At 44.2% G+C, this 20,532-nt stretch carries 17 protein-coding genes; 13 read left to right on the top strand and 4 right to left on the bottom strand.

Going from position 1 to position 20,532, the window contains the following annotated elements; genetic code table 11:
* Positions 1-180: 180 nt before the first annotated feature.
* The 3 genes from hupB (at position 181) to dapE (ending at position 4,424) form a co-directional block, all read left to right on the top strand.
* Positions 181-453, top strand: a complete 273-nt coding sequence (gene hupB, locus AAC006_RS06810; RefSeq protein ID WP_012518978.1) for a nucleoid-associated protein HU-beta — start codon at positions 181-183, stop codon at positions 451-453.
* A 285-nt stretch (positions 454-738) separates the two neighbouring features.
* Positions 739-2,631, top strand: coding sequence for a SurA N-terminal domain-containing protein (locus tag AAC006_RS06805; protein ID WP_339890963.1), 1,893 nt, complete (start codon positions 739-741; stop codon positions 2,629-2,631).
* Between the two features lie 629 nt (positions 2,632-3,260).
* The gene (dapE, locus tag AAC006_RS06800) at positions 3,261-4,424 is read left to right on the top strand and encodes a succinyl-diaminopimelate desuccinylase (protein WP_013783308.1); all 1,164 of its coding nucleotides are present in this window, start codon (positions 3,261-3,263) and stop codon (positions 4,422-4,424) included.
* A 139-nt stretch (positions 4,425-4,563) separates the two neighbouring features.
* Here dapE and AAC006_RS06795 read toward each other — a convergent pair whose 3' ends face one another.
* The 3 genes from AAC006_RS06795 to AAC006_RS06785 form a co-directional block, all read right to left on the bottom strand.
* Complete coding sequence (locus AAC006_RS06795; protein WP_208806023.1) at positions 4,564-6,300, bottom strand: lysophospholipid acyltransferase family protein; 1,737 nt, start codon at positions 6,298-6,300, stop codon at positions 4,564-4,566.
* A 128-nt stretch (positions 6,301-6,428) separates the two neighbouring features.
* Complete coding sequence (locus tag AAC006_RS06790; protein WP_126873428.1) at positions 6,429-7,229, bottom strand: UDP-2,3-diacylglucosamine diphosphatase; 801 nt, start codon at positions 7,227-7,229, stop codon at positions 6,429-6,431.
* Between the two features lie 113 nt (positions 7,230-7,342).
* A complete protein-coding gene (locus AAC006_RS06785; RefSeq protein ID WP_339890962.1) occupies positions 7,343-8,248 on the bottom strand; it encodes a LysR family transcriptional regulator in 906 nt (301 codons plus the stop codon).
* A 225-nt stretch (positions 8,249-8,473) separates the two neighbouring features.
* Between AAC006_RS06785 and AAC006_RS06780 the strand changes: the two genes are divergently transcribed.
* From AAC006_RS06780 to AAC006_RS06765, 4 genes are read left to right on the top strand one after another with little or no spacing between them, the layout of a single operon-like run.
* A complete protein-coding gene (locus AAC006_RS06780; protein ID WP_339890960.1) occupies positions 8,474-9,379 on the top strand; it encodes a bile acid:sodium symporter family protein in 906 nt (301 codons plus the stop codon).
* Between the two features lie 43 nt (positions 9,380-9,422).
* Positions 9,423-10,307 carry an SDR family oxidoreductase gene (locus tag AAC006_RS06775; RefSeq protein ID WP_013783313.1) on the top strand — a complete coding sequence of 295 codons (885 nt, stop codon included), beginning with the start codon at positions 9,423-9,425 and terminating at the stop codon, positions 10,305-10,307.
* Between the two features lie 3 nt (positions 10,308-10,310).
* Positions 10,311-11,387 carry a phosphotransferase family protein gene (locus AAC006_RS06770; RefSeq protein ID WP_013783314.1) on the top strand — a complete coding sequence of 359 codons (1,077 nt, stop codon included), beginning with the start codon at positions 10,311-10,313 and terminating at the stop codon, positions 11,385-11,387.
* The gene (locus tag AAC006_RS06765) at positions 11,384-12,136 is read left to right on the top strand and encodes an SDR family oxidoreductase (RefSeq protein WP_013783315.1); all 753 of its coding nucleotides are present in this window, start codon (positions 11,384-11,386) and stop codon (positions 12,134-12,136) included. The genes AAC006_RS06770 and AAC006_RS06765 overlap by 4 nt, the downstream gene beginning before the upstream one ends.
* Positions 12,137-12,240: 104 nt before the next feature.
* Here AAC006_RS06765 and rpsT read toward each other — a convergent pair whose 3' ends face one another.
* Positions 12,241-12,504: a 30S ribosomal protein S20 gene (gene rpsT, locus AAC006_RS06760; RefSeq protein ID WP_013783316.1), complete on the bottom strand. Its 264-nt coding sequence runs from the start codon at positions 12,502-12,504 to the stop codon at positions 12,241-12,243.
* Between the two features lie 409 nt (positions 12,505-12,913).
* Between rpsT and murJ the strand changes: the two genes are divergently transcribed.
* The 6 genes from murJ (at position 12,914) to ispH (ending at position 20,366) form a co-directional block, all read left to right on the top strand.
* Positions 12,914-14,470 (top strand): murein biosynthesis integral membrane protein MurJ, encoded by a 1,557-nt coding sequence (gene murJ, locus AAC006_RS06755; RefSeq protein ID WP_013783317.1) that lies wholly within the window; start codon positions 12,914-12,916, stop codon positions 14,468-14,470.
* A gap of 76 nt (positions 14,471-14,546) precedes the next feature.
* Positions 14,547-15,467: a bifunctional riboflavin kinase/FAD synthetase gene (gene ribF, locus AAC006_RS06750; RefSeq protein WP_013783318.1), complete on the top strand. Its 921-nt coding sequence runs from the start codon at positions 14,547-14,549 to the stop codon at positions 15,465-15,467.
* A 109-nt stretch (positions 15,468-15,576) separates the two neighbouring features.
* Positions 15,577-18,396 carry an isoleucine--tRNA ligase gene (gene ileS, locus AAC006_RS06745; RefSeq protein ID WP_339890957.1) on the top strand — a complete coding sequence of 940 codons (2,820 nt, stop codon included), beginning with the start codon at positions 15,577-15,579 and terminating at the stop codon, positions 18,394-18,396.
* Positions 18,389-18,934, top strand: a complete 546-nt coding sequence (gene lspA / locus AAC006_RS06740; RefSeq protein ID WP_013783320.1) for a signal peptidase II — start codon at positions 18,389-18,391, stop codon at positions 18,932-18,934. Before ileS ends, lspA begins: the two co-directional genes overlap by 8 nt.
* Positions 18,935-18,945: 11 nt before the next feature.
* Positions 18,946-19,419, top strand: coding sequence for an FKBP-type peptidyl-prolyl cis-trans isomerase (gene fkpB / locus AAC006_RS06735; protein ID WP_013783321.1), 474 nt, complete (start codon positions 18,946-18,948; stop codon positions 19,417-19,419).
* A gap of 2 nt (positions 19,420-19,421) precedes the next feature.
* On the top strand, positions 19,422-20,366 hold the full coding sequence (gene ispH / locus AAC006_RS06730; protein WP_126873433.1) for a 4-hydroxy-3-methylbut-2-enyl diphosphate reductase: 945 nt from the start codon (positions 19,422-19,424) through the stop codon (positions 20,364-20,366).
* Positions 20,367-20,532 lie beyond the last annotated feature (166 nt).

The raw sequence follows: 20,532 nt of genomic DNA, 5'->3' as shown, positions 1-20,532 counted from the left end.
AGAGTTGTGTTACCTTTAATTTGTATTCGCTTGAAGCCTTGCCACAAAAGGGATTGCAGCGATTCAATAAAAGTTAATTAATTGTGACAGATGCTTGATGTTCAGAATCAAGCTTGCTATAACGTTCAATCAAATCGTTTTGGACAAACAGTATAATAACAATCGAAGGGGATCATAATAGTGAACAAGTCTCAACTTATCGACCAAATTGCTGCTGGCGCAGATATTTCAAAAGCAGCTGCCGGCCGCGCTCTAGATGCATTCACTGACTCAGTAACTGCAGCACTTAAAGACGGTGACCAAGTGGCACTAGTCGGTTTCGGTACTTTCTCAGTACGTGAGCGCTCTGCTCGTAGTGGTCGTAATCCACAAACTGGTGAGACTATTCAGATTTCAGCGGCGAAAGTTCCATCTTTCAAAGCTGGTAAAGCTCTGAAAGACGCTTGTAACTAAGCAAAACTTGCAAGAAAAAGGCGATGGCTTATGCCATCGCCTTTTTTATTTGTAACGCCGAATTTATCATTTCCCACTATTTTCTTTATCTCACCTATAGCGCGACAGTGCATTGCGCGTCACGCTGCGGTTTTATTGGACAATAGAAGGATTAGTTTTTGTTAAGCCGTTTATCTTCACAGGTATTAGGTTATAATCACCGCTTATTTTTTGCCATGATGTTAGCGTAGGTATTATCCAACGCTAAAGGGCAAGTGTAGTAAGCAACGGAGTTGAAGAACAATCATGCTAGAAAGAATCAGAGAAGGTTCTCAAGGCCCATGGGCAATGGCAATTATTGCCCTAATCGTATTGAGTTTCGTGTTTGCTGGTGTAGGAAGCTACCTGACGTCTTCAGGTACTACGGCAGTAGCAACAGTTAATGGCGAAGAAATTTCTGCTCAGGAATTAGAACGCGGTTATCAGAACCAACGGGCACAAATGGAATCACAATTTGGCGAAAGCATTGCCCAGTTGTTTTCAAGCGAACAGTATTTAAGTGACTTTCGTCGTAACGTACTAGATAGACTTATTGCTGAAAAACTCATTCAGCAACAAGCACAGGAAATGGGCTTACGCGTTAGCGATGCTCAAATTCGTGAAACTATCGTACAAATGCCAGAGTTTCAGTTCGGTGGTCAATTCGACAACGACCGTTTCCAAACTATTTTGCGTCAAAACGGCTTTCAGGTTGCTGACTTCCGTGATTATTTACGCATTCAAATGACACAAAATCAATTGGCTGCAGCGTTAACCAATTCTGAGTTTGCGTTACCTGGAGAAGCTGAACGTGCGAATGCATTACAGCTTCAAACGCGTGACGCTAAATACGTGATGATTGACTCTGCTTCATTCGCCGAGTCGGTGGAAGTAACAGAAGATGATATTGCCGAATATTACAACGCTAACATCACTGCATTTGATACCGAAGAGCAAATTAAGCTTGCCTATGTATCACTGACAGTAGAAGACGTTAAAAGCCGCGTAAGTGTCGATGACGAAGCCGTTCGCACTTACTATGACAATAACCTTAGCGGTTATGGCAAAGAAGAAGAGCGTCGAGTTTCACATATTCTTATCGAGTCAGGTGATGATGCTGATGCAGCAAAAGCGAAAACTCAAGCACTATTAGACCAACTGAACGACGGTGCTGATTTTGCTGAGTTAGCTGAAAATAATTCAGATGACACCTTTTCAGCTGAAAATGGTGGTGATCTAGATTTTATTACTCCTGGAATGATGGACGATGCGTTTGATGAAGCGGTATTTAGTTTAGCGAATGTGGGAGACTATACCGACGTTGTAGAAACTGAATTCGGTTTTCACATCATTAAATTGACTGAACTTAAAGAAGCGCAAGTTCAAGCATTTGAAGACGTAGAAGCAGAAATCCGCGAGACATTGCTTACCGATAAAGCATTAGAAGAATTCTTCGAGCTGCAAAACACCATGGCTGAAATTGCATTTGAAGTGCCTGATACACTAGAAGATGTTGCTAACGCCGTTGACTTACCGGTACAAGAAACAGGTTTGTTTAGCCGTAACACTGTGCCAGTAAATATGAGCTCACCAGCATTGACTGAAGTCGCGTTTTCTTCTGAACTTATCGATGAAGGCGTGAACAGTGACATTATCGAACTAGATGATGAAGCGGTAGTTGTTGTGCGTGTTGTAGAGCACTTGCCACAGCGTACTCAAGCCCTAGATGAAGTTCGTGATGGAATTGTGTCAACAGTGAAAGCACAGAAAGCACAAGAAGCTGCTGAAAGCTGGGCTACAAGTGTTGTTGAATCGCTTCAGCAAGGCGAAAGTGTAGATGCAACATTAGCAGAAAAGTCTCTTAACTGGGAAAGTGCTGAAGCCGTAGCGAGAAGTGGTAGTACACTAAACCGCAGTATCGTTGATAAACTGTTTACGTTATCTACCGAAGCTGAAAAGCGCGTAGATGTGATTGCGACCGTGAGCGGTGACGTTGCCATTGTAGAGCTTGTTAAAGTGAACAGTGCCCCTGCGCTAAGTGCTGAGATGTCAGAAAGTCTGAAACCTCGTTTAGCACAGATGCAAGGTCAACGTGTTTACCAGCAGTTCATTGAAGCTTTACGTGCTGATGCTGATGTTACGGTGTCTGAGAACCTTTAGTATTACTGATCTTACTGTTTAAAGGCTTGTGAGAATATAACCAGGTTGAAACGTAAAACCGTTATATAGTAAGCCTAGCGCTATTCCTCGCCTTAACGGTAAGTGAAAAATACGCTAAAAAAGCCAGTGTTGAACAAGCGATGTGGTTATCGCTTCGCCAACACTGGCTTTTTTGTGAGCGTTTTTCTTTAATAAGTAAAAGTACTAATGAGTCAGAAAGAGCATCAGCGCGTAAAATACCGCAATAACACTCGACAGTACCAGTATGTAAGTAAAACCTTGTTTGCCTTGTGCTAGGGAATAGCTATTCACCCTCAAGTAGCCAAACCACAATAACGACAAGATAAGTGGTATTAGTACAATAATCTTTAGCAAAACTCGACCTCGCGTTGTATCGGTAAAGGGGGATTAAATTTTATGTAGGGTAACCGCTTCTAGTAATAACTTTAGCTCGCTGCCTAAATACAAGTTTATCGATAGAATCATCTATTACCCTAACTATATATGACTACAGTATATAAGGGGAAATCAGTTTAGCCTTGTCATTTCCTTGTCTTAATTTTGTTATCTGTGTGTCATCTTTACTTTGTGTAATAACAGGTAAGCAAACTTAGACTTCATTTATTCTTATGAACAATACTGCGCTTTCGTTGGTCCACCACGCTAGAAGCATTCATTTTGCAGAAGTGCTTATGGCACGGGAATCCATTACCCCCGTTGACGCTGGGTGCCAAAGCTATCTAATGCACCGATTAGAAAAGCTAGGCTTTGCATGTGAAAAGCACAAAGTGGAAGGGGTGACTAATTTAATCGCTAAATGGGGGGATGGGCCTATCCATTTTGCTTTTTCTGGCCACACCGATGTAGTGCCACCAGGCCCATTAGAACAATGGAAATCTAATCCCTTTTGCCCAGTGATAAGTCAAAATAAGCTTTATGGTCGTGGCGCTGCCGATATGAAAACCGGTGTTGCTGCCATGCTAGCAGCAACAGAAAGAGCGCTACCATCAATGAATTCAAACCAATATACGTATTGGTGGTTGATTACCAGTGATGAAGAAGGCGAGGCTGAATATGGCTCTAAATGGATAAAGGCCTATTTAGATGCTAAACACATTACACTTGATATGTGCTTAGTAGGCGAGCCTACTGCTACGCATACTACCGGCGACACCATTAAAGTAGGCCGCAGAGGTTCATTGTCGGGCACAATTTTGGTATCGGGAAAACAAGGGCATGTTGCTTACCCGCATACGTGCGATAACGCAATTCACAAAGCAAGCCGTATCATACAGGCGTTATCCTCCTACGAGTTTGAACAAGGTAGTCTCGACTTTCCAGGTACGTCTTTGCAAGTCACTCACGTAGATACGGGCGCGTTTACTGATAATTTGGTGCCGGGTAGTACCCGTATTGAATTTAATGTGCGTTACGCATGGCAATTTAACCGTGACAGCTTAGTTAAGTTATTAACACGTATTACCGCTGAAGTAGATAGCGAGGCTTCGATAAGCTGGTCTAGACCCTGTGAATCCTATTTGAGTAGAAGCAATACAGAAAAGCGGTGCTTAATTAATATTACAGAAAAAGCCATTCGACAAGCCACTGGACGTTACCCCGTGGTCAGCACGTCTGGCGGTACCTCAGACGGGCGGTTTTTTGCATCAGACACAACACAAGTGGTAGAAGTGGGTGTGCCAAATGCCACCATCCACCAAGTTAATGAACACGTTCACCTATCCGATATTGTGACCCTAGAAGATATTTTTACAGATGTTTTATTGAGTCTGTAACGCCTGTATTAGATTCATATGCCAACGAGAATAAAAAAAGCGCCAACGGGCGCTTTTCTTATTTTAGTGTAGTGTCTTATATAGGGTGCTTGACGAAAATCAGGTAATCAAGCCACCTATATTAGCCTTTTGTAAACCTCTACGCTGACTTTTTAAGCTCAGGTTTTAATTGTGTTGCTCCTAAATAGCGTTCCTTTTTCTTTTGGGTTAACGCTTCTAAATCGACCACCACTAGGCCGTCTATGCAGTCGTTAAAGTCAGGGTCTACATTAAAATCTAAGAACGCCACGCCACCGGTTTTCGATAGTTCGCTGTATTGCTTGTATAAGGTAGGTACGTTCACGCCCATATTGGCGAGTAAATGCTTTAACTGAGTAAACTCAGATTTATAGTCGTTACCGGTAAAAGTATACAAGGGATCTTGCGACATTTGATAAGGCCGCTTAGAAGTGGCTTGCCCAAACTTAGCCGGAAAGTACGTAGAGTAGAACTGTACAATTAAGTCTTTAGCTGGTTGAGGGTAAGCATTGCTTAAAGACACCGCGCCAAACATGTATCGATATTTCGGGTAGCGATTTAAAAATGCACCTATGCCAACCCATAAATAATCTAAACTACGTTTACCCCAGTAACAGGGTTGAACAAAGCTACGACCAAGTTCGAGCCCTTCTTTGAACAAGGTGCTGTTACTTTCCTCACTTCCATAGTCGAACAACGTTGCCGAATATAAACCGGTAGGGTGGTCTTTATGACTCAGTAACTCAGCATCGCCAAAACGATATGCGCCCACAATCTCTAAATTACTCTCATCCCAAAGAATTAAGTGATAGTAGTAAGTATCGTATTGGTCTATATCGCGGCGTTTGTTAGTACCTTCACCTACCGCACGAAAGGCCACTTCCCTTAAGCGGCCAATTTCACGCATAATTGGTGAGCAGTTTTTATGTTGGTACAAATATATCGACTGGCCGTCGCTAGTGTGGCCTAAATGTTCGCACTGCTTCATTGCACGGGAAAGCTCTTTTCTATCTTCCGGCATGGCCACAGGGGCTTGCGTGTCGAAAATACCTTTCTTGTTACTGCCAATGCGGTATAAGTGGCGCTTAAATAGTTTGACCTGATCTTTTAGCGCTATGCTGGTTGGTTGGTAAGACTCAAAAGGAATAAGCTCGCCAATTCGCATAGGAAGGTGTTTTTTGCGTTGCTTAAACATTTCTTTCACCAGCAGCGCGGTGGCTAAAGGTTTGTACACCATAGACACCCCATAAAATAGCGGGCTATTTTTGGCATCAATGTAAACCGGAAGAATAGGGGACTTGGCTTGTCGGGCTATACGTAAAAAGCCTGAATGCCATAGGGTGTCCCGCACACCTTGAGGGCGTAATCGTGACACTTCTCCAGCGGGAAATATTAAAATGGCTCCGTCTGATTGCAGGTGGTTTTGAATAGCCCCTAAATGCTGTTTCGGCGTACCGCCTTGCATATTATTGACTGGTAGCAGCATGTCATGCAAAGGCTCAATGGCCATGAGCATTTGGTTCGCCACTACTTTTAAGTCGTGACGCACTTCACTAACCAGTTTAATTAGCGCAAGGGCGTCTAGTGAGCCGATAGGGTGGTTGGCAATAATCACCACACGACCTTGTGATGGAATACGCTCTTTCTCTACATCTCGGGTAGAGTAACTAATATTGAAGTATTCGAGCACTTGCTCTACAAAATCGATGTCTTCGTAATGAGGATAGGTTTCGCCGAACTCTATTATTTCTCGTTCATGCAAAAGGTGGCGCAGCACAAACGATAAAGACCTAAACAACAAGGGGTTGTTAGCCACTTGGGGATAGTGTTTATTTAGTACTTCATCAACAGTAAACATAGTCTTTCTCGGTTTTTGCGAACAATATCAGGGGAATATGACGTTTTTCACACAGTTTGATGTCAGTTATCTGACAATGCAGAGGCCCGCGTTTCATTCATCATGAAACGCGGGTTCAAGTGATATGCTTATGCTGCTTTCGATGGTGAATTTTTCACTTTAAGTGGCGTAACATTATCTGCGTTGTTCATGTTCTCAAGGGAATAGATAAGGTTTAAATTTCCATTTTCGTCTTCACCCAAGGCACTGCAGTTTTCCATCCAATCACCATCGTTGATGTAATGAATACCGTTTTCCATTGTGCTTTCAGGGTGATGAATGTGACCGCAAATTACCCCGTCAAGCCCCATTTCTGCTGCCCGTGAACAGCAAGCCTGACGGTAGCGAGCAATCGCTTCGTTTGCCCCTTTGATATGCTTTTTAATGTAACCGGCAAGTGACCAGTACTCACGTTTACGCCAGCTGCGAAAACGATTGAACTCGCGGTTTAAAAACAGCAGTAAGTCGTAACCTTTATCGCCAATCCAGGCATGAAATTTACCCATGGTGACATCGCCATCAAATTGATCGCCATGTAGCACAAGATAGCGTTTGCCTTGGGCCGTGGTATGAACAAGTTGGCGCTCAATCTCGATATCGCCAAATGCCATTCCAGAATAGGACTGTATTGGTTCATCGTGGTTACCCGGAAGATAAACGACGCGAGTGCCATCTTGGCTCATCGCCATTAGTTTATGCATAACTTGATTGTGCGCTTGTGGCCAACGAAATTGTTTTGTCATTTGCCACATATCGACAATGTCGCCAACCAAATAAAGGGTGTCGACGGTGACACTGTTTAAAAACGAAAGTAGGTATTCAGCTTTGCAATCACGATTGCCAAGGTGAATATCAGAAAGCCAAAGTGTGCGGTAATGTGTTTTTTTCATAGCAAGGTCCCAAAGCGATTGCCTTGGAACGCCACTATATGGAGGTTAATTGACAAAATGGTGACGCTTGTTTGACGATAGTGTTACAGGTGTCTATTTCAACAAAATCTGTTTTACAGAAGCTCGTTAGCCAGTGCTAATAACTTCTCTCGCATCCACTTATTCACTAAATCCTCATCCGCTTGCTTGTGCCAATACATGTGAATGGGCATAAGTGGTATGTCAAAGGGCAGTGTGGTAACGGCAACTGGCAGGCTGCTAGTAATCTGCTGTGCATAACGACTTGGTACAGTAAGTAATAAATCTGATTTACTGACTACACTTGCGGCAGCGAAGTAATGTTCGCACTGTAGCGCAAATTGTCGCGTGGCGTTTTGTTTCGCAAGCGCTAAGTCTACCGTATCTAATCGAGAGTCTTTCAAGGTCACCAGAACGTGGGATGCTGATACATAATTGGCTAGCGTTTTATCTTTTAAAATGGGGTGTTCTTTCGCACAGATAAGCACGAAATGCTCGTCGCACACCAGTGTTGAACGGATATCAGGGCCAGTAGGCACCAATGCATCGATGACGATATCGAGTTCTTTATTAGTAAGGGCGGTTTCAAGTTCAGGGCGGGTAACCCGCCTGCTGGTTACCGTAATATTCGCTGCATTTTGCAAAAGCTCGGGAATAAGTGCCGGTAAGAACGTTGACTCAAGAATATCTCTTAACCCTAACCTTATTTCTCTTTTATAGCGGCTGATATCAAAATCGATGGGGTCTGCCAGCGTAGATTCTAAGTGCGCGAGAGCCTCTTTTATAGGCTGAATGATAGATTGGCACAACGGGGTTGGCACCATTCGTCTGCTGTGGCGCACGAATAACTCATCATCAAATTTATCTCGTAGACGCGACATTGCATGACTTACTGCCGGTTGCGTTAAATGTAATGCTTTAGCGGCCGCAGTAATACTCTCTTCTTCATACACAGCTTTAAGAACAAAAAACAAATTTAGATCTATTTTTCCATGCATCATATTTATGAAATTCCATAAAAAAGTATCATTTCTATTTATTTTATTCGAGGTTACACTGGTTTAAATGTTAATTAAAGTGTGGTTTTGTAGCTAAACTGTTAAGCAGTAGGCTGGGTGGTCGGGTGCTGCTGTCAGAATGACGTTTCGGCCATGAGGTACACAGAAAGTTTAGTAGCAGTTTGTAAACTGGCTTATTTACTATTATTACAATAACAAAGGGCATATATGCAGGCCTCGATTTTTACCGAAATACTTCTTCCACTGGCCTTGGCTTTCGTGATGTTTGGTATGGGGCTTACGTTAACCGTAGCTGACTTTACCCGGTTACTTAAAGCACCTAAACCCATTGTGGTGGGGCTGGTGGGGCAAACTGTATTGCTCCCCTTATTGGCGTTTGGTTTGTGTTTGGCATTTTCCCTCCATCCGGCGATGGCGATTGGCATTATGATTTTATCAGCGTGTCTTGGTAGCACCATGAGTAACTTAATCAGTCATATTGGGCGTGCAAATCTAGCGCTATCAGTAAGTTTAACCGCGCTATCGACTTTTATTTGCGTATTTTCTACTCCCTTTATTATTCATTATTCAATGGATTATTTCGCCGGTGAGAACGCGCCTTCATTTTCCATTGTTACTACCGTTGTCGGTTTGGTGTGCGTGTCGATAGTGCCAGTCATCATTGGTATGGCAATACGCCACTTCAAACCTGCATTTTCTATTAAGGTAGAAGACTTTTTTAGAACCTTTTCATTATGGTTCATGATTGCCATGATCGTTGGCATATTAATCAGTGAGCGGGCGAATTTAATGGCGTCATTGGAAGAAGCCTTATTGGTGTGCTTAGCACTGAATATTTCAGCAGTAGTGCTGGGGCTTATTTTGGCTTTTGCCTTTAAGTTGTCAAAAATTGACGGTATTACACTGTCGATAGAAGTGGGTGTACAAAACGCTGCGCTAGCTATGTTGATTTGTATTACCTTTTTGAACTCGCCTGAATTTGCCGTGGCGGCTGGGGTTTACGGTTTAACTATGTATGCAGGCCCGGGGCTTTTAGCTGTGTGGTCGAAGCGTTTGAAAAATACAACTAAAAATGACGGTAAGGACAAACCACTCGCTACTCAAAAAGCCTAGGCTGCGCGTTAACCATAAGAGCAAAACATACGAGTACAAAAACATGGGTACAGAAACCAATAACATAAAAACAAATAACCTAAAAACAGATAATAAAGAAAAGCGCATCCTTATCACCGGTGGTGCCACGGGATTAGGGCAAGCTATTGCCCTTGCGTTAAGCGAGCAACCCGGTAAAAACGGCGAACAATTGAAAATTTGTATCGCTGATATCCATGAGCAGCGAGGGCAAGAAACCTTAGCGCTACTAACGGAAAAAGGCACAGAGGCTTTCTATCAACCATGCGACATTACCCAAGATGATGATGTCGCTAATTTGGTTACCGCGATAGAAGCACGATGGGGCGGTGTTGATGTTGTGTTTAATAACGCAGGCGTGGCGTCCGGCGGTAGTTTAAGCGATGAAAGTATTGCGCAGTGGAAGTGGATTTTCGATATCAACCTATTAGGCATGGTTCGCGTCAGCAAGGCCATGCTGCCCTTGTTTAAAGCGCAGGGCGCGGGCTATTTTGTCAATATTGCCTCCCAAGCGGGGCTAACGCCTATTCCTTACATGAACAGCTATAACGCGGTGAAGGCGGCGGTGGTATCACTGTCTGAGACCATGAAGCTAGAGCTTGCGCCCGATAATATCGATGTGAGTGTGGTTTGCCCTAGCTTCTTTAAAACTAATCTTGATGAGTCGATGCGTAGCGATAACCCTGCCATGCACAAAATGATGGCGCGGTTTTTCAAAAAAGCAGATATGACCAAAGAAGAGGTTGCGCAAAGTATCTGCGATCAGGTTGCCAAAAAACGATTTTTAATCCTTACCCACAAATTGGGCAAGCGTGCATTTTTGATGAAGAAGCTACTTCCCACCCAAATGTATATTAACAACATGCTAAAACAAACCAAAGCGATGAAACGTGCAATGGAAAAACGGTAACCCATGACGAATACAGTATTAGATAAAGCAGTATCAGTAAGAGAAGGCGAAGAGCTAGACGTTAATGTTGTCGATGGGTGGCTAAAAAATCATATTCAAGACCTCATCGGCACACCTACGGTGACCCAATATTCAGGCGGTGCGTCTAACTGGACTTACTGTCTTGAATACGAAAATACGTCGTTAATATTACGCCGTGCGCCCGCGGGCACTAAAGCAAAAGGTGCCCATGATATGGGGCGAGAGTATCGCCTTCAAGCAGCGCTGAAGCCGGTGTATAGCTATGTGCCCGATATGCTGGCATATTGCGATGATGAAGCCGTAATTGGCACAGAATTCTATATCATGGAAAAGCTGACAGGCGTTATTCCACGTAAGAATCTTCCTCGTGATTTAAAGACCTCCCCAGAACAGACCCATCAGCTGTGTAAAAATGTACTCGATAGCTTAATAGAGCTACATAAGGTTGACTATAAGGCGGCTGGTTTAGACACGATTGGAAAAGGTAGTGGTTACATAGAGCGCCAAATTACAGGCTGGAGTGAGCGCTATACGAAAGCAAAAACCTGGAATGTTCCCTCGGGCAAAGGGGTTATGCGGTGGCTTGAGGCGAATATGCCAAGCAATGAGCGTATTTGCATTACCCATAACGATTTTAGATTCGACAATGTGGTGTTAGATCCAAACGACTACACCAAAATTTTAGGTGTGCTTGATTGGGAATTGGCCACCCTTGGCGATCCATTAATGGATTTAGGTAATACGTTAGCCTATTGGGTGAATGCAGATGATGATTTTCTGGCCCAATCTACCCGCAGGCAACCTACCCACCTTGCTGGCATGATGACACGAGATGAAGTGGTGGCTTATTACTGCAAGCAAATGGGCGTTGACGTTGATGATTTCACTTTTTATGAAGTGTACGGCTTGTTTCGATTAGCGGGTATTGCACAACAAATTTACTATCGCTATCACCACGGTCAAACCAATAACCCCGCGTTTAAAAACTTTTGGATATTCATTCACTACTTAATGTGGCGTTGTAAAAAGGCCATTCGTAAATCAGGAAAAAGAAAATGACAACAAGACAAAATATTCTGATCACGGGCGCAAGCTCAGGCCTTGGTAAAGGAATGGCGGCGGAGTTCGCAAAGCAAGGTAGCAACTTAGCATTGTGCGCAAGACGTTTAGACCGCTTAGAAGAACTTAGAAGCGAACTGCTAGCGGTAAATCCTAACATCAAGGTGCTAATTAAGTCCCTTGATGTAAATGATCATAACGCAGTATTTGAAGTGTTTGATGCGTTTAAACAAGAGATGGGGCAACTCGATAGAGTTATTGTTAATGCGGGCATGGGCAAGGGCGCCTCTATTGGTACGGGTTTTTTTAATGCAAATAAGCAAACCGCAGAGACCAATTTTGTGGCTGCACTGGCGCAAGCCGAAGCGGCCATGACTATTTTCAGAGCGCAAAATGAAGGTCATCTAGTAACGATTTCATCAATTAGTGCGGTAAGAGGCTTCAGACGCGCTATGACGGTGTATGCCGCCACTAAAGCAGGGCTTACGTCTATGACAGAGGGGATCCGCTTAGATGTGATGAATACACCAATTAAGGTTAGCTGTGTACATCCAGGGTTTATTCGTACCGAAATTAATGAAACGGTAGAAAAAGTGCCGTTTATTGTCGATACCGAAACCGGCTGTAAGGCGTTGGTAAAAGCCATTAATAAGGAAAAAGCGGTGTCTTATGTGCCAAGTTGGCCGTGGGCATTATTACATTGGGTACTACGTGTCGCGCCTTCAAGCACCATTCGCAAAATGAGTTAGTGCCAAAACACTAATAAAAGCTTCTGATAAAAGCCTCGAACAAAGGACACAAAAAAAAGACACAAAAAAAGCGCCAATAGGCGCTTTTTTACTAACTGTAAAATTTAAGCTAAAGCTTTAATTTGTGCAGCTAGGCGGCTCTTGTGACGAGCAGCTTTATTCTTGTGAATCAAACCTTTAGTAGCCATTCTGTCAAGAATTGGAGTTGCAGCAGCAAATGCAGTTTGTGCACCTTCTTTATCACCACTAGCGATAGCAGCTACTACTTTCTTCAAGCTTGTACGAGTCATGGAGCGACGGCTAGCGTTATGCTGGCGACGCTTTTCGGCTTGGATTGCACGTTTCTTAGCAGACTTGATGTTAGCCAAGGTGTAACTCCCAAATAAATTCATGTCAAAAACGAGGGTGCGGATTTTGCCTATCATCCAGCCAAAAGTCAAACGATTTTACCCAATAAGTAGAAAGTTAATTTCTACATTAAATAAGATGTTTATCGAATGCTTTGGTTTTTCGGCCTGTTCTTAACAAAGGCGCTAATAAAGCGCCAAATAAAAAGTGCAGAACGAAATGGCTATTGTACATATGTACTCATGTGCACAGATACAGCACACAGATACAAATGAAACAGTACGAAACCATACCCACAACGGGCGCGGATTATAGCAAAAAAAATTCATGAGATGCACTTATATTTTGAATAATACGTTTCGCCGGTAACAGGGTTTCGTTATGATTGAGCGCTTAAGTGAATGAAATGTATCTATTGGAATAGTCTTAGTGTCACGGAAGTTATTAAAATCAGGCCTTATTGTCAGCGTAATGACGTTGATATCCCGCGTGTTAGGGTTAGTGCGAGATGTGGTAGTGGCAAGGCTAATGGGTGATGGCGCTGCCGCCGACGTGTTTTTCTTTGCAAATAAAATTCCTAACTTCCTGCGCCGATTATTTGCCGAGGGGGCATTTGCGCAAGCGTTCATTCCGGTATTAACCGAAGTACACCAAAATCACGAGAAAGCAGAGCTTAAAGCATTTGTTGCTAAAATTTCCGGCACGCTTGGGGCCATTGTGTTTGTGGTTTCCCTTGTAGGCGTTATCGCGTCGCCAGTTTTAGCCGCGCTGTTCGGCACAGGGTGGTTCATTGCGTGGGTACAGGGCGATGAGGCAGGAGATAAATTCTTACTCGCATCAACCATGCTGAAAATCACCTTCCCCTATCTTGCCTTTGTATCGTTAACAGGCTTGGCAGGGGCTATCTTAAATACACTAAACAAATTTGCAGTAGCAGCGTTTACGCCAGTGCTACTTAACGTATGCATTATAGCCTGTGCGGTCTTTTTAGCTCCCGATATGGAGCAACCCGCTTTCGCATTAGCGTGGGGGGTGTTTATAGGCGGTATAGTACAACTTGCCTTCCAACTGCCATTTTTGTATCGGGCGGGATTATTAGTAAAGCCCAAATGGGGCTGGCGAGATGAAAACGTTGTTAAGGTGCGCACCTTGATGATCCCTGCATTGTTTGGGGTGTCGGTAGGGCAAATTAACTTGCTGTTCGATACCTTTATCGCCAGCTTCCTGATGACAGGCTCTATTAGCTGGCTATATTACTCCGACCGTTTGTTAGAATTCCCGTTAGGGCTGTTTGGTATCGCTATCGCCACGGTAATATTGCCGGCGCTGTCGCGTAATCATGTAAGTAAAGATCCTAAAGCTTTTTCAGCCAATATAGATTGGGCATTTCGTATGGTGTGTTTGCTTGGTATTCCAGCCGCCGTAGGCTTAGCCACCATGGCGCGACCAATTTTAACCGTGATATTCCAGCGGGGTGCCTTTACGGCTGAAACGGCCACCATGGCCTCTTATTCTTTAACCGCTTACGCATTTGGTTTATTGAGCTTTATGTTAGTAAAAGTTCTCGCTCCTGGTTTTTACTCGCGCCAAGACACTAAAACCCCGGTTAAATTTGGTATTTGGTGCATGGTCGCCAATATGGTGTTTAACCTATTAGCAATTTGGTTTGGCTATGTGGGCTTAGCAATTGCTACAAGCATGTCGGCTACACTTAATGCCACATTGCTTTATATTACGCTGCACAAACAAGGGGTTTTTGTATTAAGTCGTACCTCAGTAATGTTTATAATTAGAGTACTCATTGCCAGCGCAGTGATGGGGGCAGTGATTTATTATCGCGATAAGGGCGTGGCATTTTTCGACCTTGAATGGACAGTGCAAGTGGTGGATGTCGCCATTACTATCACATTATCTGCCGCCGCTTTCTTCTCATGCATGATTTTATTGGGTGCAAGACGTCGTCATTTCAAAAGTGGGGGCGGCTAATATTGGTATTCCGTGCTGGGTCGTTTATAATCGCGAGCTTTGAATTTTCAGTAGTAACTAAAGGCAGTGGCTAATAGTGGAATTTATCCGCGGGCTTAACAACGTAAAACCGCAACACAGCGGGTGTGTACTAACTATCGGAAAGTTTGATGGCGTGCACTTGGGCCATCAGGCAGTACTGAGTAATGTGCTTCAAAAAGCCAAAGCGCTGGGGTTGCCGGCCACGGTGATGGTGTTTGAACCTCAACCCGAGGAAGTATTTACACCTGATAGAGCGCCTGCACGCATCAGTCCATTGCGTGAAAAGTACGAATTGCTGAAACAGCAAGGCGTCGATCGTTTATTGGCTGTGCGTTTTAACAGAGCTTTTGCCAGTCAAAGTGCCGATACCTTCGTGCATGATTTGCTGGTGGATAAGCTCGGGGTTAAATTTCTTGTGGTCGGCGATGACTTTCGCTTTGGCCAAGGTCGTAAAGGCGACTTTGCCATGCTGCAAGCCGCTGGGCAAAAGTACGGCTTTGAAGTGGTTAGCACGCAAAGCTTTATGATGCATGCTCATCGTATTAGCTCTACTGCAGTGCGAGAAGCACTGGCTGATTCGGATTTTGCGCTTGGTGAAGAAATGTTAGGTAGGCCGTTTGCTGTGTATGGTCGAGTTGTACATGGTGAAAAGAAAGGGCGCACGATAGGGTTTCCTACCGCAAATGTGATGCTGAAGCGTTGCAGAGCACCAATTCACGGCGTTTTCGCGGTACATGTTGCCGTAGATGGAAAAAAATTCAATGGCGTGGCAAACATTGGTACTCGCCCCACGTTAAACGGGGTGCGAAACCAGTTAGAGGTGCACATCTTCGATATGTCAGCCGACCTGTACGGGAAACCAATGACCGTGTTTCCTGTTGCAAAAATACGAGATGAACAGAAATTTGACTCGTTTGAGATACTAAAAGCACAAATACAGGCCGATGCCGCTAAGGCGCGCCTGTTATTAGAATAGTGAAACGTGATAAAGTCACCACGCTTAACATAGCGTCGACCAATGCAAGCCTATACAGCGCCTAACGAGGCGTTGGGTATTATTAAAGGTAACCGGATAATACAATTATATGAGTGATTATAAAGCCACATTAAACCTACCCGAAACCGCCTTTCCTATGCGCGGCAACCTTGCTCAGCGTGAGCCTAAAATGCTTAAAGACTGGCAGGGAAAAGGGGTATACACAAAGATTAGAGAAGCGAAGAAAGGTAAGAAGCCTTTCATTCTTCATGATGGCCCTCCGTACGCAAACGGCGATATTCATATTGGTCACGCAGTAAATAAAATTCTTAAAGACATTATTGTTAAGTCAAAAACACTGTCAGATTTCGACTCGCCGTATGTGCCGGGTTGGGACTGTCACGGTTTGCCTATTGAATTGATGGTAGAGAAGAAAGTGGGTAAGCCGGGCAAAAAAGTGACGGCTGCTGAGTTTCGCCAAAAGTGCCGCGAATACGCACAACGTCAAATTGATGGCCAAATGGCTGACTTTAAACGTCTTGGTGTATTCGGTACCTGGGACAATCCTTATAAAACCATGGATTTTCGCTCAGAAGCCGACATTATTCGCGCACTGGGTAAAGTGGTTGAATCGGGCCACTTAGAGAAAGGCTTCAAGCCAGTTCATTGGTGTACAGACTGTGGTTCTGCGTTGGCAGAAGCAGAAGTAGAATACCAAGACAAAATTTCACCTGCTATTGATGTGAAATTCCCTGTTGCTGATGTAGACGCTATTGCGGCTGCGTTTGGTGTAAGTAGTGAAGACTTAACCGCGCACAAAGCGGGCGTGGTTATCTGGACAACGACCCCGTGGACGCTGCCTGCCAACCGCGCCATCAGCTTGCACCCAGAATTAACCTACGCGATTGTAGAAATCACGTCGACCAACGAATGGTTAGTGGTTGCGCAAGATTTGCTTGAAAGCTGCATGACGCGCTACGGTATTGAAGAGTATCGTGAAGTAGCGACCTGTGTAGGTTCAAGCTTAGATAAACTGCTAGTTAATCATCCGTTCTTAGATTTAAAAGTACCGCTAATTTTGGGTGAGCACGTTACCACTGAATCAGGTACAGGTTGTGTTCACACCGCGCCTGCTCACGGTGTTGACGATTTCAATGTAGGTAAACAATACGACATTGAAGTGTACAACCCAGTCGGTAACAATGGTGTGTATTTAGAAAACACGCCTTTATTTGCCGGCCAGTTCGTATTTAAAGCCAATGATACCATTGTTGAAACGGTAAAAGAGCACGGTAACCTTGTGCTTAACGTGAAATATGAGCACAGTTACCCGCATTGCTGGCGCCATAAAACGCCTATCATTTTCCGTGCTACGCCGCAGTGGTTTATCAGCATGGATAAAAAAGGCTTACGTGCTGAGTCAATCGAACAAATCAAACAAACTAAGTGGATCCCAGAGTGGGGCGAAAACCGCATCCAGAAAATGGTAGAAGGTCGTCCAGACTGGTGTATTTCTCGCCAGCGTACATGGGGCGTTCCTATTCCTTTGTACGTGCACAAACTTACCGGTGAACTTCACCCTGAGTCAGTTGCACTTATGGAAAAAGTGGCCGCTGAGGTGGAAACTAAAGGTATTCAAGCCTGGTGGGATATCGATGATGCTGCACTACTAGGTAGCGAAGCCGATAACTACGACAAAGTCACCGATACCCTAGATGTATGGTTCGACTCAGGTGTCACGCACTACTTTGTGGTTGACCAACGTGAAGACATTCCCGCTAGCGCCGATTTGTACCTAGAAGGGTCAGACCAACATCGTGGTTGGTTTATGTCATCGCTAATGACGTCTACCGCCATGCATGGCCACGCACCCTATAAAGAAGTGTTAACTCATGGCTTTACCGTAGATGCTCACGGCAGAAAGATGTCGAAGTCGGTAGGTAACGTAGTTGCACCGCAAGAAGTGACGAACAAACTAGGCGCAGACATTCTTCGCTTATGGGTTGCGTCTACTGATTACCGCGGTGAAATTGCGGTGTCTGATGAAATTTTAAAACGTGCTGCTGATGCATATCGTCGTTTACGTAACACGTCACGTTTCTTACTAGCAAACCTTAATGGCTTTGTGCCAGAAGATGCTTTGCCAGAAGACGAGATGGTGGCACTAGACCGCTGGATTGTGGCGCGTGCGAAAGCACTACAAGAAGAACTTGTTGAAGCGTTTGAAAAGTACGATTTGTTAGTCGTTACGCAAAAGCTGATGCACTTCTGTTCCATCGAGTTAGGTTCATTCTACCTAGATGTTATTAAAGACAGACAGTACACGGCAAAATCTGACGGCAATGCACGCCGCTCTTGTCAAACTGCGCTTTACCATATTATGGAAGCGTTAGTTCGTTGGATGGCACCCATCACAAGCTTTACGGCGCAAGAGATTTGGGAAGCTTTACCGGGCGAGCGTAGTGAATTTGTATTTACCGAAACCTGGTACGAAGGCTTTAACAGCTTCACGCAAAGTGACGTATTTAACGACGAACTATGGCATCAGGTATTAAGCGTAAAAGACGCTGCAAACCAAGCCATGGAACAAGCGCGTAAAGACGGTCAGTTAGGCGGTTCGTTAGAAGCTAAGATTGACTTGTATGCTACAGAGTCTTTGTTTAACACCTTGGCTTCACTTGAAGATGAACTGCGCTTTGTATTGATTACATCAGCAGTGAACCTGACAAAAGTAGAAGGCGCACCAGACAATGCTGCGGCTACCGATGTTGAAGGTTTATGGTTAAGTGTAAACAAAGCAAGCGGCGACAAATGTGTTCGCTGTTGGCACCATCGCGAAGATGTTGGCACCCATAAGGGACACGAAGAATTATGTGGCCGTTGTGTAACCAACATTGATGGCGAAGGGGAAACGCGTCAGTATGCTTAATACTACGGCGGATACCAAGCCTAAGTTATTCAGTGAAACCGGTTTACGGTTTCTCTGGATAACCCTAATTGCATTTGCGCTAGATCAGGTTACCAAATACGCAGTGTTAGGCGGTATGTCACTTTATCAATCGATAGAGGTATTACCGTTTTTCAATTTAACCTACGTACACAATTACGGCGCGGCATTTAGCTTTCTTGATAGTGCCGGTGGCTGGCAGCGATGGTTTTTTACTGCCATCGCTACTGTCGTCAGTGTGGTTATTTTATGGTGGTTAAAACAATCACCCAAAAATCAGACCTTATTGCCTGTCGCCTTTTCTTTTATTTTGGGTGGCGCGCTAGGTAATGTTTACGACCGTTTAGTGCATGGATATGTTATCGATTTCCTCGATTTTCATGTAAACAACATGCACTGGCCTGCCTTCAATATTGCCGATAGCGCGATATTTATTGGTGCAGCCCTATTAATTATTGATATGTTCAAGAACGGCGAGAAACATAAAAGCGCCGATTCAACCAGCACGTCAAAGCAGTAACCGGAGCCACAATGACCGACAACCTAATTATTGGTTCTGACAGCGAAGTTATTCTTCACTTTGACTTAAAACTTGAAGATGGCTCAGCCGCTGACAGCACCCGCGTAAATAATAAGCCCGCGAAAATGGTAATGGGTGACGGTAGTCTTACCCCTAACTTTGAAGCTTGCTTACTAGGACTTCAAAAGGGTGAAAAGAAATCGTTCACGTTAGCCGCGAACGATGCCTTCGGTGAGCCTAACCCTAATAATATCCATTACATGGATAGAAGCCGTTTTGGTGCTGACTTGGAAATTCAAGAAGGTGCTATTCTTGCGTTTTCTCAGCCAGATGGCTCAGAAATACCCGGTATTATCAGAAGTGTCGCGGGCGACTCGATAACGGTAGATTTTAACCACCCATTAGCTGGGCAAACGGTTATTTTCGATGTTGAAATTGTCGATGTAAAAGTTGCACCTGCACCTACATCAAAAGGTGATCAGTAATTATGCAAATTCATCTTGCCAATCCTCGTGGTTTTTGTGCCGGTGTAGACAGAGCCATCACCATTGTAGAAAGAGCACTCGAAATATTTGAGCCGCCAATCTATGTTCGCCATGAAGTCGTTCACAATAAGTTTGTGGTTGATGGTCTACGTGAGCGTGGTGCTATTTTTGTAGATGAATTGCATGAAGTGCCCGACAACTGCATTGTTATTTTTTCTGCCCATGGGGTCTCTCAAGCAGTAAGAAAAGAAGCCGAAAATCGTGGATTAAAGGTATTTGATGCTACTTGCCCATTAGTGACTAAAGTGCATATGGAAGTGACCCGTGCGAGTAAAACAGGCACTGAATGTATTTTGATTGGCCATGCAGGACATCCCGAGGTTGAGGGGACGATGGGGCAGTACAGCAATGATGAGGGTGGAATTTACCTTGTCGAGTCTGAAGCCGATGTAGCGACCCTTGAAGTAAAAGATGCCAAAAATCTCTATTACTGCAGCCAAACGACTTTATCTGTTGATGATACTGCAGATGTTATTGATGCATTGCGTGAACGTTTCCCTGATATTCAAGGACCACGTAAAGACGATATTTGCTATGCCACCCAAAATCGTCAAGACGCCGTGCGGGATCTATCTCAAGATTGCCAAGTACTGTTGGTGGTTGGCGCTCAAAACAGCTCAAATTCGAATCGTTTACGTGAACTAGCCGAAAAAATTGGTGCGAAGGCGTACTTAATTGCTGATGCGAATTGCATTCAGGAAAGTTGGCTTAAAGATGTTGAGCATATTGGAGTAACGGCAGGTGCTTCTGCACCCGAGGTGTTAGTTCAAGGCGTGGTTGATAAGCTTAAAGCATGGGGAGCGGTTTCTGCTTCCGAACGTGCTGGCCGAGAAGAAAATGTTGAATTCGCGGTTCCTAAGGAGCTTAGAGTCAAACAAGTAAGCTAGCGCCTTTTAGGTATAAAAATTGGGCTGAATTTAAAAGCACCGCATTGATATGCGGTGCTTTTTTTTACGCTATCGTCTAATGGTAATACAATCTGATACGTTTTATGGTTGCTTATACCTTGAGCAAGAAATTTTTAGCATAGAATGCTAAACATAAGGTTGTGTC

Origin of the sequence: uncultured Alteromonas sp. (genome assembly GCF_963976965.1) — a bacterium.
GTDB lineage: Bacteria > Pseudomonadota > Gammaproteobacteria > Enterobacterales > Alteromonadaceae > Alteromonas > Alteromonas naphthalenivorans.
Note: the sequence above shows the minus strand (reverse complement) of the source record. Positions and strands in the feature narration are given on the sequence as shown.

What these genes read in the sequence shown, in the direction of transcription:
- AAC006_RS06805 (WP_339890963.1), top strand. Translation starts at nt 739, where the DNA reads ATGCTAGAAAGAATCAGAGAAGGTTCTCAAGGCCCATGGGCAATGGCA.
- dapE (WP_013783308.1), top strand. Translation starts at nt 3,261, where the DNA reads ATGAACAATACTGCGCTTTCGTTGGTCCACCACGCTAGAAGCATTCAT.
- AAC006_RS06795 (WP_208806023.1), bottom strand. Translation starts at nt 6,300, where the DNA reads ATGTTTACTGTTGATGAAGTACTAAATAAACACTATCCCCAAGTGGCT.
- AAC006_RS06790 (WP_126873428.1), bottom strand. Translation starts at nt 7,229, where the DNA reads ATGAAAAAAACACATTACCGCACACTTTGGCTTTCTGATATTCACCTT.
- AAC006_RS06785 (WP_339890962.1), bottom strand. Translation starts at nt 8,248, where the DNA reads ATGATGCATGGAAAAATAGATCTAAATTTGTTTTTTGTTCTTAAAGCT.
- AAC006_RS06780 (WP_339890960.1), top strand. Translation starts at nt 8,474, where the DNA reads ATGCAGGCCTCGATTTTTACCGAAATACTTCTTCCACTGGCCTTGGCT.
- AAC006_RS06775 (WP_013783313.1), top strand. Translation starts at nt 9,423, where the DNA reads ATGGGTACAGAAACCAATAACATAAAAACAAATAACCTAAAAACAGAT.
- AAC006_RS06770 (WP_013783314.1), top strand. Translation starts at nt 10,311, where the DNA reads ATGACGAATACAGTATTAGATAAAGCAGTATCAGTAAGAGAAGGCGAA.
- AAC006_RS06765 (WP_013783315.1), top strand. Translation starts at nt 11,384, where the DNA reads ATGACAACAAGACAAAATATTCTGATCACGGGCGCAAGCTCAGGCCTT.
- ileS (WP_339890957.1), top strand. Translation starts at nt 15,577, where the DNA reads ATGAGTGATTATAAAGCCACATTAAACCTACCCGAAACCGCCTTTCCT.
- lspA (WP_013783320.1), top strand. Translation starts at nt 18,389, where the DNA reads ATGCTTAATACTACGGCGGATACCAAGCCTAAGTTATTCAGTGAAACC.
- fkpB (WP_013783321.1), top strand. Translation starts at nt 18,946, where the DNA reads ATGACCGACAACCTAATTATTGGTTCTGACAGCGAAGTTATTCTTCAC.
- ispH (WP_126873433.1), top strand. Translation starts at nt 19,422, where the DNA reads ATGCAAATTCATCTTGCCAATCCTCGTGGTTTTTGTGCCGGTGTAGAC.